The sequence below is a fragment of the Kovacikia sp. CALU 1929 genome (assembly GCF_056784235.1).
Genome location: NZ_JBXBCF010000088.1, coordinates 12,529 through 27,498, shown reverse-complemented (window position 1 = coordinate 27,498; position 14,970 = coordinate 12,529). Strand labels below are relative to the sequence as shown.

The following is a 14,970-nucleotide window of genomic DNA, read 5'->3' as shown; positions in this document are numbered from 1 at the left end:
AAGCTGCTATAACCGTTAGAATGTTCTGCTGCATCAAAGCTACCGCCCATGAAGTCTGATTCCATTCGTCCAGCGGACCTACCACCCTCTTTAGTACAGTCCAAGATACAGCCTCATGTATTGTCGGGTTCTGGATCGCCTGGTTCTGGAAATGCTGCTGTGAATGCAATTGGCACGGTGAAAGGACCGGGCGAAAATGGCAATCAGTATGTCTTTATTACGGCAGACAATCAGCAGGTCAAAATTGGCGAGTTTGTTTATTATGAAGTGCTCGGAGGTCTGGGAGTCTCCCAGGCAGCTCTGCAAATTTTGGGCAAGATCTCCAATCGCTGTTTAATTGACCATCTCCCGGATCGGATTTTCGCCGATACAGAAATCAGCCCAGAGGCGATCGCGGCTCTAGTAGGGTTTACCTATGCCAATCCTGAAATCTATGAAGTAACCGTGGATGTGATTGGATATTTTGACCCACGCCTGGGGTTTATGAATCCCCGTCAGACCCCCGATCCCGGTGCGAAGGTGTATCTGGCAGAGGATGCCTTATTAAAACGAGTTCTGAACCGCAAACAACCGGGAGCGATTGGTGCCGCCCAGGTGGGATCGCTGTTATTGAGGCAACAGGAGGCAGTCCCCATTGCGCTGGATGTGAAGGAACTGGTCAGTACCCATATGGCGATTCTGGCGGGTACAGGTTCGGGAAAATCCTACACAGCGGGGGTACTGGTAGAAGAACTGCTATTGCCCAACAACCGGGCAGCCGTGTTAATCTTTGACCCCCACGGCGAGTACGATACCCTGTCTGAACTGCGTGGGCACCCAGCGTTTAAGGCAGAGGATGGTTATGCCCCAACGGTAAATATCTTAAAGCCAGAGGAAATTCGGATTCGGGTCTCTTCTCTAGACTATTCGGACATTCTGATTCTGCTGCCAGAAATGAGCGATCGCCAAAAGTCAATTTTGAGCAAAGCCTTTGCACTGGTCAGGAAGCATAAATCGGGAGAATACCGCTGGGGTGTACAGGATTTAATTGCAGCCGTGTACGAAGCCGATCGGCAGATTGATGAGGACGGTAACGAAAAGTCGGGTTCGTCGGCACCAGCGCTGGAATGGAAACTGGAGCGGATGGAGCGATCGCCCTATTTCCATGCCTTTGAGCATCTTCCCCCCAAAGCCCTGTTTGAACCAGGACAGGTCACGGTTCTGCAAATGAACGAAATTAACCAGGAAGAACAGCAGGTTATTTGTGCAGCAATTCTGCGACAGGCGAATCAAGCACGCATGAATACGTTGAAGGAGTTGATTGGTCCAGAGGATGAAAACTATCTGCCCTACCCAGTTTTCATTTTGCTGGAAGAAGCACACCGCTTTGCTCCCGCCCATGAACCCTCTCGCTGCAAGGCAGTGTTACGCACGATTTTGAGCGAAGGGCGTAAGTTTGGTTTGGGGGTTGGGTTGATTACCCAGCGACCCGGTAAGCTGGACTCGGATGTGCTGTCCCAGTGTATGAGCCAGTTCATTATGCGGATTGTCAACCCCGTGGACCAGGAGAGCCTCAAGTATGGTGTAGAAGCAGCGGGACGGGACTTACTAAAGGAATTGCCAGCCCTAACAAAGGGGCAGGTCATTATTTCTGGAGCTTGTGTCAATACGCCCGTCCTCTGTCAGGTACGCCAGCGCCTAACCCAGCACGGAGGTGCAACCCTGGATGCTCCCGAACTCTGGCAACAACATTTTCAGGCTCATCGCGTGCGCGAACGGCAAATTCAGGATGCCCCAGGCGAGCGGCGATCGCGTTCAAAAACAATTCAAGGGGTGAGTATTGAGTAGTCAAGTGCCAGCTACTCACTCTGCTCTGCACCAACAGGCGCTTCTGTACGGTATTTTTGAGCCTGCTGAAGTGCGGTTTCGCTATTTTCCCGGTAGGCAACGGCCCGGTTTTGGGCAGTCTGGTAGCGCCCATCATCAGAAGGCACGCTTGCCATTAAATCAGATGCCTGTTGCCAGCGGGCAGCCAGTTCCAGCCACTCGGCTGAGGATTGGGCATTCATCCCGGTTTGAGATGCCTGCTCAGCCAGCCTGACTGCTCTTACGAAGGCATCTCCCTGGGCAACGGTAGGGCTGGGAGATGGGGATGGTGGGCTGGTTGCAGCAGGTGTGCTGATCGGGTTGGCGGAGTTGTTTAAGGCTGGTTCGGGTTTTTGTGTCTGAATTTGATTATCAGGGGAAGCGATAAACTTTTGGTAGAACGCCCAACCGACTAGCAGTAGTAACAGGCTGACTCCGGCACCACCCATCAGTCCTCGCCAAAATTGCTGCTTTTCTCGCAGACGGCGGGGAGGCGCAAACTGGGGCAGTTTAGACTTGATCGATGCACCTCTACCAGTTTTCCAGTCGTGGGCAACTTGTTGAAAAAAGTGGGGTCTGCGGAGGGTGATTTCTTCAGACCAGAGGAGCTGGTTTTCAGGATCTCGATTGATTTCTTCGAGCCAGAGCAATTGTTGTTCACGCACAATTCGACTATTGATATTGACGCGGCGAACGCTGCGGGGGGCGATCGCTTCCAATGCCTGTCGGACTCGCTCAACTAAAACGGATTGTTCCAGTTGTTCAGGAGTCGCCGCTTCACATAGAAGTTGCAGCATCCCATCAGCAAAAACAGCGCGAGTTCTGACTCCAGAGTCAGCAAGTTTTTCATTCAAAACCTGAATGATAGCTGCAACGCTGCCCTGACTTGCCTGCTTGAGGATGTTATTTGCTTCGTCACTCATCTCTGAATCTGGCTGGTAGTTTCAAACGTGACCCCGACTTCTGAACGGAACCTCGATTCAGAATACTCTAGAATACTTTAAATTACGGGGATCAGCATATATCCGAGGATGATTCCTTCCCATCCGTGAGTCCCATCTGTGAATCTGAACGGGATGCAGGAGGAAAAAAACATTCGTTACCTGGTTTCAGTCATTGATAAATAATCAATGTATGCCAGACAGGGATCAAGTTCAAGTTTGCAGATGATGGCAGTCATTAAACCGACGCACCTGCCAGAGATCGGTATTGAATCGGTTTTGATCTCTCCGGTGCCAGCGAGATTGATCAATCCAGAATTCAAACAAGGCAGTGTTTTGTGCCCGTAAGCGCCAGGACCGATCGCACCCCAATAATTCTGCTACCAGATGCTGCAAAATCCAGCTATGAGTCACAATCCAGATGCGATCGCCATTGGTGTGATGGCTGAGTAGGGTTTGAATAAACTGATTAGCCCGGTAGCGGGCATCTTCCAGGGTTTCTGCACCGGGGATTGGAATCCAGTCTGGTGAGGCTTCCAGGCTATGGCACAAATCAGGATATTGTTCCATGGCTTCTGCCCAGGTTAAGCCCTGAAAAATGCCATTCTGGAACTCCCTCAGTTCATTCGCATAGTTCACCGGGATGGTACTGGGTTCACCTTCTGGCACATCCACAGACAGGGTAGCTGCGTCAATCAGGTCACTGACGGCAGCGGGCAGGGGAGCCGCAAGAAAATGGTCAAGCAGGATTTGGGTTGTTTGGGTGGCTCGCGCCAGGGGACTGCTATAAACGTGGGAGGGAAACCAACCCTCTGCCAACAGAGTACCGGCAAGCTTTTCAGTTTGCTGTCTGCCAGTTTCAGACAAGGGAAAATCGCCATGACCCTGCATTCGTTTTTCCAGGTTTCCCGTTGATTGGGCATGGCGAATGAACAACAGTTTCAATACCCGGTGCATTGACTGAACCTATCGTAACGGGACTGGCGGGACTCGAACCCTCGACCTGTCGCTTAGGAGGCGACCGCTCTATCCAACTGAGCTACAGCCCCAGATTTATTGCAATCATAACATCCTCCACCCCTCATCCCAGGGACCACCACCGACTTCCAATCCACCAAGGTTGCTCCTGGCTTGCAGGATAGGTTGGTGGTTGCCGTGCTCCCATAACTGCACTTCCACCTGCCCGTGGGTGGTATCCTGACAGGCAAATACCAGCCCTTGAGTGGTAGGAACTCGAATCGGGGTGCTGGGGCGATCGCACCTGCCAGTCACCTCAACGGTAAACCGCTCATTTTCAGCCCGTACCTGCCAGTTACCCCAGGGTGCAATATTCCAGTGAAGGGTTGAATTCCAGGGAACAAATTCGTAAAACGTTCCCTGATAGTGAATTCCAACCATTGCCACCGATTCCATCCACCACAACACACCGCGTTTACCACCGCCTGCGGTGAGTGCCAGATCGGGTTGATGGTCGAAGCTGTTGCAATGAATCCAGAACCATTTTTGGGGAAAGGCACCCCCCCAGTTTTTTTCCGCATAGGCGGGTACGTGGGAAAACTCATAGCGCTGACCGTTCCACTCAATCCAGCCGGTTGCCAGTCCATGGGCCATCAGGATTTGCCAACCCGGTTCAAAAATTTGCAGGGAGGAAAGCCAGCCTGCGGTAGATTGTTGAGGCGCATTGACCTGCCCCCAACCATAGACAGGTTGAACTTGATAACGCCAGCGGATTGAATTGCCAGATGGTTCTTGCAATGCTCCTTGATGACAGTCTGCCGTAACCTGATAGCCTTCTTGAATGCTCTGGTCGAATTGGTCAGGCTCAAGGTAGGTGGGCGATCGCCCGTCCATAGACGCTTTGATGCCCTCAGGCTTGTGTTTGCCCCACTGTCCTAAAGCAAGCTGCTGCTGCCATGCCCAGAAGGTTTTGACCTCTGGAAAGGTGCGGCACAAATATTGATCATTGGGTCCTAAAACTTGGGTTGCCCCACCGCTGTAGGGACTTCCCCCAAAGGGATCTTCAATCGAGTGCATGAATGCAAATGACTCACCCACATCGGGTAGAGTCACGCGAAAATACCAGCCTTCAAAAAACCGGCGGTCACTCCCATCCCAGTGAAAGCCACTGTGGGGCGTTTGTAATGGATGAGAAACTTGAAAAACCGACTCCAAGCAACCCTCAACCCTACTCAACGTCATTCAAATCCCGATGCAGAGAGAAGGAGCCTGCCAGAATACCTTCCATTTCCATGCGTTGCTCCATTTGACGTAGGAAATAGCCTGTCATCATGGCAGAGGCGAGTAAACCTGCCAGGTTGTCCCGATCCGTGGTGATTTTGATATTAAAGGCTTCCGAAGGCATCATTCCCACCAACCCCTGGACATTATGAGAAATGATTTGTTTCACTTCTGGGGTGACGGACTTTGCAACCTGCGCCAATATCTCAGGAGGCTGGTGCTGAAGATATTTCAGCAACTCGTTTGCTTCCGGTTCCTCAGTATCAGTTCCAAAAAAGTCTGCACTGTCAGGGTTAAAAACCATGAGGGATTCCTTCATCCTTTCTAACTATTTTGGCATTTCTCACCCCAACTGCACACCGTGATGCTGGGAGGAATTAGTTGGATGGGCGGTACGCCCGGTGAGGCTAGCAATGACGGTGACAAATTCAGTCAAATTGACGGGTTTGGCAATATGCATTTGAAATCCGGCTGCCAGGGCACGGGTGCGGTCTTCCACTCTAGCGTATGCCGTCAGGGCAACGGCTGGAATGTGACCACCCCGCTCTGCGTCTAGTGCTCTAATTTGTCGAATCAGGTCATAACCGTTTTCTCCTGGCATTCCGATATCACTTACGAGTAAATCTGGCTGTAAATGTTCCAGGATTGCGATCGCTGCCTGCACAGAGGAAACGGCAGTGGCTTCTGCGCCACATTCCGTCAAGATGGTGACTAACAGATCGCGGGCATCTGCTTCGTCATCGACTACTAGAATATGCAGACCATTAAGTTTGGGCAGGTGCTCACAGGGAAGTTCCATATCGGTGGTGGGATGAAGCCGTTCAGGATTGCCTGGGTTCTGAAGGACAGAAAGGGGCAGTTCCACCATAAAGGTGGCACCTAGACCTTCACCAGGGCTGTAGACTTTAACCGTTCCCCCATGCAATTCGGTCAGGTGCCGAACGATCGACAATCCCAGCCCCAAACCCCCATGCTTGCGGGTGACCGAGGAATCCTCCTGCTGAAACCGATCAAACACATAGGGCAAAAAGTCGGGGCTGATTCCCTGCCCGGTATCGCTGACAACAACCTCGACATGGGAGTTAATCCGCTCCAGGCGAACCTGTACCCGACCGCCCTTGGGGGTAAATTTAATCGCATTTGCCAGCAAGTTCCAGACAATTTGCTGCAAGCGATCGGGATCCCCAGAAACGGGACTGGCTGTGGGATCGAGAATTGGTTGAAGCCGGATAGATTTTGCTTCGGCGGCGGGGCGGACGGTATCGATCGCCGCTTCAATCACTGAAGCCAGGTTAACTGGACAGACACTTAACCGTAATTTACCGGTAATGATCCGCGAAATGTCCAACAGGTCTTCGATCAGGGTTGCTTGCCCCTTGGCATTGCGCTCAATGGTTTCCAGGGCACGGGCGGTAATCACTGCATCCAGATTGTGACGAGACCGGAGCATTTGAGTCCATCCCAGAATGGCATTGAGTGGAGTACGTAGCTCATGGGAAAGGATAGAAAGAAACTCATCTTTTGTGCGGTTAGCGATTTCGGCTTGAGTGCGCGCAGCTTTTTCGCGTGCCAGTAGTTGCTCTCGTTCCTGTTCCACCTGTTTGCGTTCGGTAATATCCTCGGCAATCCCAGCAATTCGGTAAACCTCTCCCGTGTCATTTTGAATGGGATACTCCCGTGCCCAGATCCAGCGAATCGAATGGTCAGGGCGAACAATCCGATATTCCTGATTGAAACTAACCGTTCCTGGAACACGGCTGGCAAATGCGGTAAAAACTCGCTCCCGGTCTTCCGGATGAACCGATTCCGTCCACGACTTTGGCTGTTGATAAAGGCTGGCGCAGGAACGCCCCCAAATTTTTTCGTAGGCGGGGCTGATGTAAATCATCTGATGATCGTTACAGGCAATAATCCAGAAAACTTCATGGATGTTTTCGGCAAGCTGGCGAAACTGTTCTTCACTCTGGCGGAGGGCAACTTCGGTTCGTTGTCGTTCACACAGTGCGGCTTGCCGTTCAGCAATTTCCTGCTCCAGTCTGGCATTGGTTTGCACCAGTTCTGCGGTGCGATCGCTGACTAACTCTTCCAATTGATTCTGGTATTTTCTTAGTTCTTCCTCAACTTTCAAGCGCTCCCTAATTTGCGCTTGTAGTTCCTCGTTGGCAGTTTCAAGCTGGGCAGGACTGGGTAAAGCAAGTGCCTGAGGAATCAGCGGCACTAACTGTATGGCAGTGAACAAGGAAACCCCGGCGGTGGCTGCTTTGACCCCACCGGATAGCCAGTAAGTCGGATACCAGAGCGTCCAAACCTCTAATAAATGGGTCGTACCACAGGCAACGATAAATGCCCCAAATAGCAAAAAGATCCAATTGAAGGGGAGATCTTTCCGCCTTTGGACAAAGTAAAGCAGTGTGAGGGGAATGGAATAATAAGCCAATGCAATTAAACTGTCAGCCCCGACGTGTAGCCAGACCAGTTCGGGTTTCCAAAGATAACAGTGTCCATGCGGAATGAAAGGACCGGACAGGAATAATTGGTTAAATAGCTCTGGCATACTGAGGCTCTCGCATTGGCGATATCTAAGAAATATGGCAAAGGTCATTTGACCTTTACGTCTGAGTCACATTTGATCGGTGCCCAACTTGTCTAGAATTATCTACCCGGATGAAACCCGTTGGAGACATTCATCCACAGGCACCTTACCCCTTCCACCTCTCTACCGCTCTGGGCTAGCAAGTTTGGCGAATGCCCCCTGGGAGCCGCTTACAGCAAAGCTTAACACCCGTTCTCTTTTATACAGTCTTTGAGGTGGTAGGTTTCATTAAACAACCCTAAAATGTCCTTTTCATAGGGGTGACAGCTATACCACTATAGTAATTTTCGTTTCAATGAAGTACATCTCACTGTAAAAGGGGTGGAGTGTAGAGGATAGGCGGTGAGACTATCTCCTATTAACTAATTTTTCGGTGTCCGTGGTAACTACCATCCGATAGAGGGTAGGTGTAACAATGATTACGGTTTTGCTAGTTTGTCTAGCTCAGGCAGTTGACTGAGCTGAAAATATTGGTGAAATTTGTCCGTGACCTGGAGCCAGTAAGAGCGCCCGTCCGATTGTCTCCGTTTTTTGACAAATCCCAGTTCTACTAGTTCCTGGACGTGTTGATATGCCCCAGAACCCCGCAGTTCAATCAAATCTGGTTGGGATAGGGGACCTTTGAGGGCGATCGCCGCCAATGTTCGCAATGCCCCCACTCCTAAATCGGCAGGAACCAGGGTTTGCACCAGATGATGAAACGTCTCCCGTAGTTGCAAGCTATAGCCGTTCGGAGTTTCCACCACTTCCAGGGCACTCTCGCGACGGGCGTACTCTTCCATCAGTTCAATCAGTCCATCTTCGGCGGCATGGCGATCGCATCCAGCGAACTCAGCAATTTCTGAGACTGTAAGAGACTGGGCTTTGAGATAGAGAATGGCTTCAATGGTGCTGGCAAGACGAGGCATGGGCAGGAAGGAATGAAGAATAAAAGCTGATAGCAATTTTCAGTTGAATGAATTACATCTCAATCAAGGAAACTAAGGGAATCATGGTCTACCCCGATTGAATGGGATGCGCCATCCCTGTATTATTCATGACGATTTGGGGAAATCTTCAAAAGCTACACCAAAAGGTCGATTTGCCTTGATCTGTCATTCTTCATCCTTCATCCCTCTGCCTTTCCCTCAGTCCAAATTCCTCCCAGTTAATTCCACAAAAATATCTTCCAGATTTGAAGGTCTGACCATCATGCCGGTTTTGTCAGGCTGGTGGTCAAGATAGTGGTTGGCAGCTTCCAGGGTGGGAAAAAACTTATAGTCCCAGCGGTCTTGCATTTGTTTCATCACTAACCCCTCCCCGTGCTTTTGGCGGAATTCCTGGAGTGTGCCGAGTTCAATCAGTTTGCCACTGTCCATAATGCCAATCCGATCGCACAGATATTCCACCTCATCCATATAGTGAGTCGTGATCAGAATGGTCATGCCCTGTTTGTTCAGGTCGCGAATAATCTCCCAAAGGCGGCGACGTGTTTGGGGATCGAGTCCAACGGTGGGTTCGTCCAGAAACAGCACTTCTGGTTGATGCAGGAGCGATCGGGCGATTTGCAATCGACGCTTCATCCCACCGGAAAGGGTTTTGACCAGATCATCTCGCCGATCTGCCAGGTCTACATACTCCAGCCAGCGATCGATGTCTGGCTGACGCTGGGAGCGGGGAATATGGTGGAGTCGCCCATGAAACTCCATGTTTTCCCAAACCGAAAGGTCATTATCCACACTGGTCTGCTGAAGCACTACGCCAATTCGTTGCTTCACCTGCGATCGCTGATTAACCACGTTATACCCAGCGACCAAAATTTCTCCCTGGGAAGGGCGGGTCAGGGTAGTCAGCATCCGAATGGTAGTAGACTTCCCAGCTCCATTGGGTCCCAATAGCCCAAACATCTCTCCCGCTTCAATCTCAAACGAGAGATCATTAACAACCGAGACTTTGTTGAAGTGCTTAAAAACGTTTTGAAGGGAAACTGCAACTACCATGAAAAACTGAGCCAATCGGATGAATATTTAGTAAGAATACTAAATTTAACTTAACATTCCTATGGACAAGTCGGTTAAGCAACCTCTCTCTGGTGACAGGTTCTAAGGCAATTTTTGCCAGGCGACAGCGACAATTTCGCTGAGCCATCGTCGCTGCTCAAGATCGAGGAGGGCATCGTCTGCCAGCACTTCCGCCATCAGTTCATCCAGGGACTGACCACTAGAGCGGGCTACCTGAACTACCCCAGCGATCGCGGCTGCTATCAACTCCTCACTCACAGGATTTTGACGGAGGGCGACGAATTCTTGGGGATGCGCTGGAATAGGATAGTTCATGGTGGACTGATACACGGATTAAAATTACCCTGATAAATTATGAAAAAGCTGTAACGTTTGTTTGCAATTGTGCCTTGCAGTTTAGCGCATTTTAAGCGTTCCTTAACCAACTTCTTTCAGCCAAATCATAGGAGTTTTTCGAGCCAAATGAAGGAAATCCTGTACATTGAAGTTCCCACACCCTCTACTGAGGAGGTTAAAAGCTGGCTACAGCTTCACTTCGAGCCAGTAGAGGGAAAGAAAATCAAGAAGATTTTGACTACAAGCGGTATCCGGTTAGGATTCTCCAACATTTCCTCTGAAGCTAAATTGGGCACTACTCCAGGCACTCCTTCAGGCACTACACTGGGCGACATTGACATTTCTGAGAGTTCCTCACACCTTTGCAATGAACTTTCAATCTTTGTCTGGTCGGTACAACGCACAACCTATCTCAAAGTATTCCGTTGGGCAAAAAGTGCCATCCCCCACGAGGGCACTATTCTAAAATGTCTGGAGTCAGAGATTCGTGACCGCTTTCCCAATCAATATCCTGCTCCTCCAACAATTGACCTGTCTCAGCAATCTATCTTTGATGCTTTAGTTAACCAGTACCCGCTGACTGTTAAGTATTTTCAGAAGATGCCCAACGGAGAGTACGACCTGACCCGTGTTTATTGGTGGGAGCAGCGCTGGCGGGAAGGGGTGCAGAATCCGCAGCAACCGAGGCAGGTGGTGTGTGGCAGGCGGGTAGCAGCGGGTAGCCGTTCCGGGGTACAGGCTACCGAGAAACCAGAAAAGCCGGAGAGCGCTTCCCCGTCCTTGTCTTATGACCTGATCTACATCGGGGGAGCGTTGGGTGTCATCCATGCGGCGGTAATGGCACGGTTGGGGTACCGGGTGTTGCTGGTGGAGCGTCTGCCATTTGGGCGGATGAACCGGGAGTGGAATATTTCCCGCAGTGAGTTTGAAAGCCTGATTAATCTGGGGCTGTTTACTCCGGCTGAGTTTGAAAATGTGATTGCGCGGGAATATGTGGATGGGTTTAATAAGTTTTTTGATGCTAATAATCCACCCCAGGCAAAGGCTCCAGTGTTACATACCCCAACTGTACTGAATGTAGGGTTGGATGCTGAGAAACTGTTACGAGTCTGTGGTGAAAAGCTCCGGGAAGCGGGGGGTGAGATCTGGGACAAAACAGAATTTGTGCAGGCGGAGATTGATCGGGAGAAGGTCGCGCTTCAGTTGAAACACTTGCCCACTGGAGAAATGCGGACAGTGCAGGGCCGATTGTTGGTTGATGCGATGGGAACGGCATCGCCGATCGCCTGGCAGTTAAACGGCGGTCGTGCCTTTGATAGTGTCTGCCCCACGGTGGGGGCGGTAATTGCCAGTGGGTTTGAACCAGGGGTGTGGGATGCCCGCTACGGGGATGTGCTGAATAGTCACGGTGACATTTCGCGGGGACGGCAGTTGATCTGGGAACTGTTTCCGGCAGAGGGGGAAGAGTTAACTTTCTATCTGTTCCACTACCATCAGGTGCATCCCGAAAACCCCGGTTCTCTGTTAGAAATGTACGAAGACTTTTTTACCATCCTGCCAGAATACCGTCGCTGCAATATGGAGCAACTGATTTGGAAGAAACCCACGTTTGGCTACATTCCGGGTCATTTCAGCACTAGTGGGGACGATCGCCGGGTCGCATTTGACCGCCTGATTGCGATCGGTGACGCTGCCTCCCTCCAATCCCCCCTTGTCTTTACGGGATTTGGTTCCCTGGTTCGCAACCTGCCCCGCCTGACCCATCTGCTGGATACAGCACTGAAACACAATTTGCTGGATGCCAGCCATCTCAATCAAATTCGCGCCTACCAGAGTAATGTCTCTGTGACCTGGCTGTTTTCTAAGGGCATGATGGTGCCTACTGGACGCAACCTTCCACCAGAGCGAGTCAACGCCATGCTGAATACCTTCTTCGGCATCCTGGCAGCAGAACCCCCAGAGGTCGCAGAAGCCTTTATCAAAGACCGGGTAGACTGGTTTTCCTTCAACCATATGGCAATCAAAGCTGCCTGGCAAAACCCTGCCCTCCTGCTCTGGATCTGGGATCTGGCAGGTCCCCAGGATATGTTGCGCTGGTTGGGTAGCTACTTGAGCTTTACAATCAGTGCTTTTATCAGTGCCTTAATCCGTAGCTGGTTCCCCAGCTTTCTGAAAAGAGTACAATCCTGGATCGAACCTCGCTTTCCCGGACTATGGCTATGGCTGTTAACCCAGAGCTATGCCTTCACCGATGGCGTTGGTCGCCCTCAAGCGTCTGCAACTCCAGCTTTTAGGCTGACTCACCCGGTCAACCCATCTAGCCAACCCTTGCAGGATTCCCTCAACACTCGATGAAAAATTTCTCGTCCTTTCAACAAACTGCGAATCCAGATAATTTTGCAAGACCGACCTATTGAAAGTGTTGGGTTTCGCTAGCGCTCAAATCAACCTAGGTTGCAGAACTTTTCGGTTGCTCTACTAGTTACTAAGGAGATTTCCAGCAATGAAAATACCAACTCACGGTGCGTTACGCTTCGCTAACGGCACCCTACAGCGGGTAAATTGTTTCGTAGAAATCTCCTAAGTTCCAGCTTAGGAATGGGAATTAAATTACAGCGATTTTCATTTGGTTAAGCCACACGATTCCCTACTCTTTACTCCCTACTCCCCGTCTTTGCTGTGGTCTACGCATCTAATAAACTGCTGTAAGTTCGGAATTGGGTAGGGATGGGTTTTGCCGTCAAATCCATCGCACCAGGCAAATTGGACTGCTAAACCCGCCCGTACAGTTTGCGGGGTTAAATCCAGGATCCTTAGTAACCTTTGCATGGAAGCTCTGGTTTCCCAATACACCTGGAAGCTGGAGCTTCTGGTCAGCCATTACCAGGCTGGAGCCTGGTAACGAGTTGCCCTCTGCACTCTGCTTTTTGTTTGCCAGAACTCCCATTCCTTACCTGATCCCAACCTCTAGCCGGTAGCTGGCGTTACCACGGGTTGTACCAACCACGATCTGATAGTCTCCACTGACTGGAAGCTTACCACTCCAGAAAACAGCCTCCTGCTTTAAGACTCTTCGTTGACCTGTTTGGCTGGCAGGGGTCACAACATCAAACACAGCATTGTTTTCCAGGGACTGAATTCTGACAGTCATGGTCTGTCCTTTCTGGGCACCTAAGAGATAGGTATCACGGGTTCCCCGGACAACCGCGGTTTGCACTGTAGCAGAGCTTTCACCAGGTTTGAACCGGATGCGCTGGGTGCGCGATCGCTGGGCATACCTGACCGGCATCTCTGACACCGTTTGGCCCGGATGAGGGCTTTCTGTGGGAGGGCGCAAGCTGGAGGCACCCCCCCCACTCAGAAAAATTGGCAAAACTGCTAGAGCAACAGCGGAAAATATCAAGGAAGAACTTCGTTTCATGGACACAGTTATAGAAAGGTGTCAGGGAGCAGAGTACAGGTAGTACGGGGTAGGGAGAAAGGGCAAAATGACAGGGTTTTGCCCTTTCTACTTTGTCCTGCAACCCAAGACGTTCCCATCAGGAAACCAGTTCCGTTGCTTTTTGGGGTGTGGGATCTTCTAGGGGTAATCCTTTGATTTCCCGGTACAGCCGGTCATACTGGTGGGCCGAGGTTTCCCAGCTAAAGTCTTGAGCCATTCCACGTTGTTGCAGTTCCCGCCAGCGATCTTTGTAATGAAAGCCTTCCCATGCCCGCACCATGCAGGTATACAGGTCGAGGGGTTCATAGCGGTCAAAACAATAGCCGGTGCCTGCCTGGTTCATTGGCTCATGGTGGGTGACGGTATCTACCAGCCCTCCGGTGCGACGAACAATGGGAATGCAGCCATAACGCATGGACAGCATTTGGGCAATGCCGCAGGGTTCAAACCGGGAGGGCATTAAAAAGGCATCGGAGCCAGCGTAAATCCGGCGAGAGAGGGCATCGTTATACAGCAAGTAGACCGCCATCCGACCAGAATAGCGAGAGGCAATTTGCCACATCTGGGTTTCGTAGTAGCGATCGCCAGTCCCCAGTAAAATGAACTGGGCATCGGTATATGCCATGAATCGATCCAGCATTTGCAATACCAGATCCAGCCCTTTTTGTTCTACCAGGCGCGTCACCATGCCAATTAAAAAAGCGCTGGAATTGACTTCCAGTCCGAGTTCTTCCTGAAGCGAAATTTTGTTGGCTGCCCGCTCGTCTAGAGTATCGGAGGTGAACGCTTGAGTGATGTACCGATCCGTTGCCGGATTGTAGGAGTCCACATCAATTCCATTTAGAATGCCGGACAGCTTACCGCTAACGAAAGACAGCAACCCCTCCAGAGATTCACCATAGGCAGGCGTTTGAATTTGTCTCGCATAGGTGGGAGAGACGGTATTGACGCGATCGGCAAACTGAACAGCCGCCGCCATCGTGTTGTGCCCCTGCATGTACCAGGGGCACCAGGTCATCTGCTCTAGTCGCCAGCGCCAGGGACCCTGGTATGCCAGATTATGAATCGTAAACAGGGTGGCAATTTCTGGGGACTGGTGCATCCAGACTGGAATCATACCCGTGTGCCAGTCATGGCAGTGAATCAGGTCAGGTTTCCAGTAGTTCCAGGCAAATTCGGCGGCTCCGTTGGCAAACAAGGTAAACCGCCAATCCTCATCTTCACCGGAGTAAACACGGCGAGGCGAAAACGCAGGATGACCGAATAGGTAGAGAGGCACATCACTTCCGGGCAGAGCGGCTTCGTAGATATCGAAGGTCTGAAACATGGCAGATCCCTCCCAAATTGGTGTCTTGGGAACTTTCATCTTGTCTGCCAGAAACCCGTAATAGGGCAGAAAAACACGCACATCGTGCCCCATTTTTTTCAACACTTTTGGTAGCGAGCCAACGACATCGCCCATTCCACCAACCTTGGCGAGCGGAGCCGCCTCTGCTGCAACAAACAGAATTCGCATGCTAGGTTCTGTGTCTCCCTGAAATCTCTATACCAAAGCAACTGTGACCGTTATGGATA

At 50.9% G+C, this 14,970-nt stretch carries 12 protein-coding genes and 1 tRNA gene; 2 read left to right on the top strand and 11 right to left on the bottom strand.

Annotation, left to right across the window (positions count from 1 at the left end; genetic code table 11):
* Window positions 1–48: 48 nt before the first annotated feature.
* Window positions 49–1,827, top strand: coding sequence for an ATP-binding protein (locus tag AC1S52_RS24195; RefSeq protein ID WP_482031602.1), 1,779 nt, complete (start codon window positions 49–51; stop codon window positions 1,825–1,827).
* Window positions 1,828–1,838: 11 nt separating this feature from the next.
* Here the strand turns inward: AC1S52_RS24195 and AC1S52_RS24190 are convergent, their stop codons facing one another.
* The 9 genes from AC1S52_RS24190 to AC1S52_RS24150 form a co-directional block, all read right to left on the bottom strand.
* Entirely contained in the window at window positions 1,839–2,768 is a 930-nt protein-coding gene (locus tag AC1S52_RS24190) for a hypothetical protein (RefSeq protein ID WP_482031601.1), read from the bottom strand.
* 231 nt (window positions 2,769–2,999) lie between these two features.
* Window positions 3,000–3,743: a histidine phosphatase family protein gene (locus AC1S52_RS24185; RefSeq protein WP_482031600.1), complete on the bottom strand. Its 744-nt coding sequence runs from the start codon at window positions 3,741–3,743 to the stop codon at window positions 3,000–3,002.
* An 18-nt stretch (window positions 3,744–3,761) separates the two neighbouring features.
* A tRNA-Arg gene (locus AC1S52_RS24180) sits at window positions 3,762–3,835 on the bottom strand.
* A 13-nt stretch (window positions 3,836–3,848) separates the two neighbouring features.
* Window positions 3,849–4,958 carry a tocopherol cyclase family protein gene (locus AC1S52_RS24175; RefSeq protein WP_482031599.1) on the bottom strand — a complete coding sequence of 370 codons (1,110 nt, stop codon included), beginning with the start codon at window positions 4,956–4,958 and terminating at the stop codon, window positions 3,849–3,851.
* A 13-nt stretch (window positions 4,959–4,971) separates the two neighbouring features.
* The gene (locus tag AC1S52_RS24170) at window positions 4,972–5,328 is read right to left on the bottom strand and encodes a DUF760 domain-containing protein (RefSeq protein WP_482031598.1); all 357 of its coding nucleotides are present in this window, start codon (window positions 5,326–5,328) and stop codon (window positions 4,972–4,974) included.
* Between the two features lie 39 nt (window positions 5,329–5,367).
* The gene (locus tag AC1S52_RS24165; RefSeq protein WP_482031597.1) at window positions 5,368–7,578 is read right to left on the bottom strand and encodes an ATP-binding protein; all 2,211 of its coding nucleotides are present in this window, start codon (window positions 7,576–7,578) and stop codon (window positions 5,368–5,370) included.
* A gap of 458 nt (window positions 7,579–8,036) precedes the next feature.
* Window positions 8,037–8,525 carry an SMC-Scp complex subunit ScpB gene (gene scpB, locus AC1S52_RS24160; protein ID WP_482031596.1) on the bottom strand — a complete coding sequence of 163 codons (489 nt, stop codon included), beginning with the start codon at window positions 8,523–8,525 and terminating at the stop codon, window positions 8,037–8,039.
* A gap of 219 nt (window positions 8,526–8,744) precedes the next feature.
* A complete protein-coding gene (gene ccmA, locus AC1S52_RS24155; RefSeq protein WP_482031595.1) occupies window positions 8,745–9,596 on the bottom strand; it encodes a heme ABC exporter ATP-binding protein CcmA in 852 nt (283 codons plus the stop codon).
* A 102-nt stretch (window positions 9,597–9,698) separates the two neighbouring features.
* Window positions 9,699–9,932, bottom strand: a complete 234-nt coding sequence (locus AC1S52_RS24150; RefSeq protein ID WP_482031594.1) for a hypothetical protein — start codon at window positions 9,930–9,932, stop codon at window positions 9,699–9,701.
* 147 nt (window positions 9,933–10,079) lie between these two features.
* Here AC1S52_RS24150 and AC1S52_RS24145 point away from each other — a divergent pair, with 147 nt between their 5' ends.
* Window positions 10,080–12,308: an NAD(P)/FAD-dependent oxidoreductase gene (locus tag AC1S52_RS24145; protein WP_482031593.1), complete on the top strand. Its 2,229-nt coding sequence runs from the start codon at window positions 10,080–10,082 to the stop codon at window positions 12,306–12,308.
* 595 nt (window positions 12,309–12,903) lie between these two features.
* On the opposite strand, the gene AC1S52_RS24140 is transcribed toward AC1S52_RS24145, so the two are convergent.
* Together AC1S52_RS24140 and glgA are read right to left on the bottom strand one after the other, a co-directional pair.
* Window positions 12,904–13,374: a hypothetical protein gene (locus AC1S52_RS24140; protein ID WP_482031592.1), complete on the bottom strand. Its 471-nt coding sequence runs from the start codon at window positions 13,372–13,374 to the stop codon at window positions 12,904–12,906.
* 118 nt (window positions 13,375–13,492) lie between these two features.
* Entirely contained in the window at window positions 13,493–14,911 is a 1,419-nt protein-coding gene (gene glgA, locus AC1S52_RS24135; protein ID WP_482031591.1) for a glycogen synthase GlgA, read from the bottom strand.
* Window positions 14,912–14,970: the final 59 nt, after the last annotated feature.

Bases quoted from the DNA above. Each gene is read 5' to 3' on its own strand.
- AC1S52_RS24195 (WP_482031602.1), top strand. From the start codon at position 49: ATGAAGTCTGATTCCATTCGTCCAGCGGACCTACCACCCTCTTTAGTA.
- AC1S52_RS24190 (WP_482031601.1), bottom strand. From the start codon at position 2,768: ATGAGTGACGAAGCAAATAACATCCTCAAGCAGGCAAGTCAGGGCAGC.
- AC1S52_RS24185 (WP_482031600.1), bottom strand. From the start codon at position 3,743: ATGCACCGGGTATTGAAACTGTTGTTCATTCGCCATGCCCAATCAACG.
- AC1S52_RS24170 (WP_482031598.1), bottom strand. From the start codon at position 5,328: ATGGTTTTTAACCCTGACAGTGCAGACTTTTTTGGAACTGATACTGAG.
- AC1S52_RS24165 (WP_482031597.1), bottom strand. From the start codon at position 7,578: ATGCCAGAGCTATTTAACCAATTATTCCTGTCCGGTCCTTTCATTCCG.
- scpB (WP_482031596.1), bottom strand. From the start codon at position 8,525: ATGCCTCGTCTTGCCAGCACCATTGAAGCCATTCTCTATCTCAAAGCC.
- ccmA (WP_482031595.1), bottom strand. From the start codon at position 9,596: ATGGTAGTTGCAGTTTCCCTTCAAAACGTTTTTAAGCACTTCAACAAA.
- AC1S52_RS24150 (WP_482031594.1), bottom strand. From the start codon at position 9,932: ATGAACTATCCTATTCCAGCGCATCCCCAAGAATTCGTCGCCCTCCGT.
- AC1S52_RS24145 (WP_482031593.1), top strand. From the start codon at position 10,080: ATGAAGGAAATCCTGTACATTGAAGTTCCCACACCCTCTACTGAGGAG.
- AC1S52_RS24140 (WP_482031592.1), bottom strand. From the start codon at position 13,374: ATGAAACGAAGTTCTTCCTTGATATTTTCCGCTGTTGCTCTAGCAGTT.
- glgA (WP_482031591.1), bottom strand. From the start codon at position 14,911: ATGCGAATTCTGTTTGTTGCAGCAGAGGCGGCTCCGCTCGCCAAGGTT.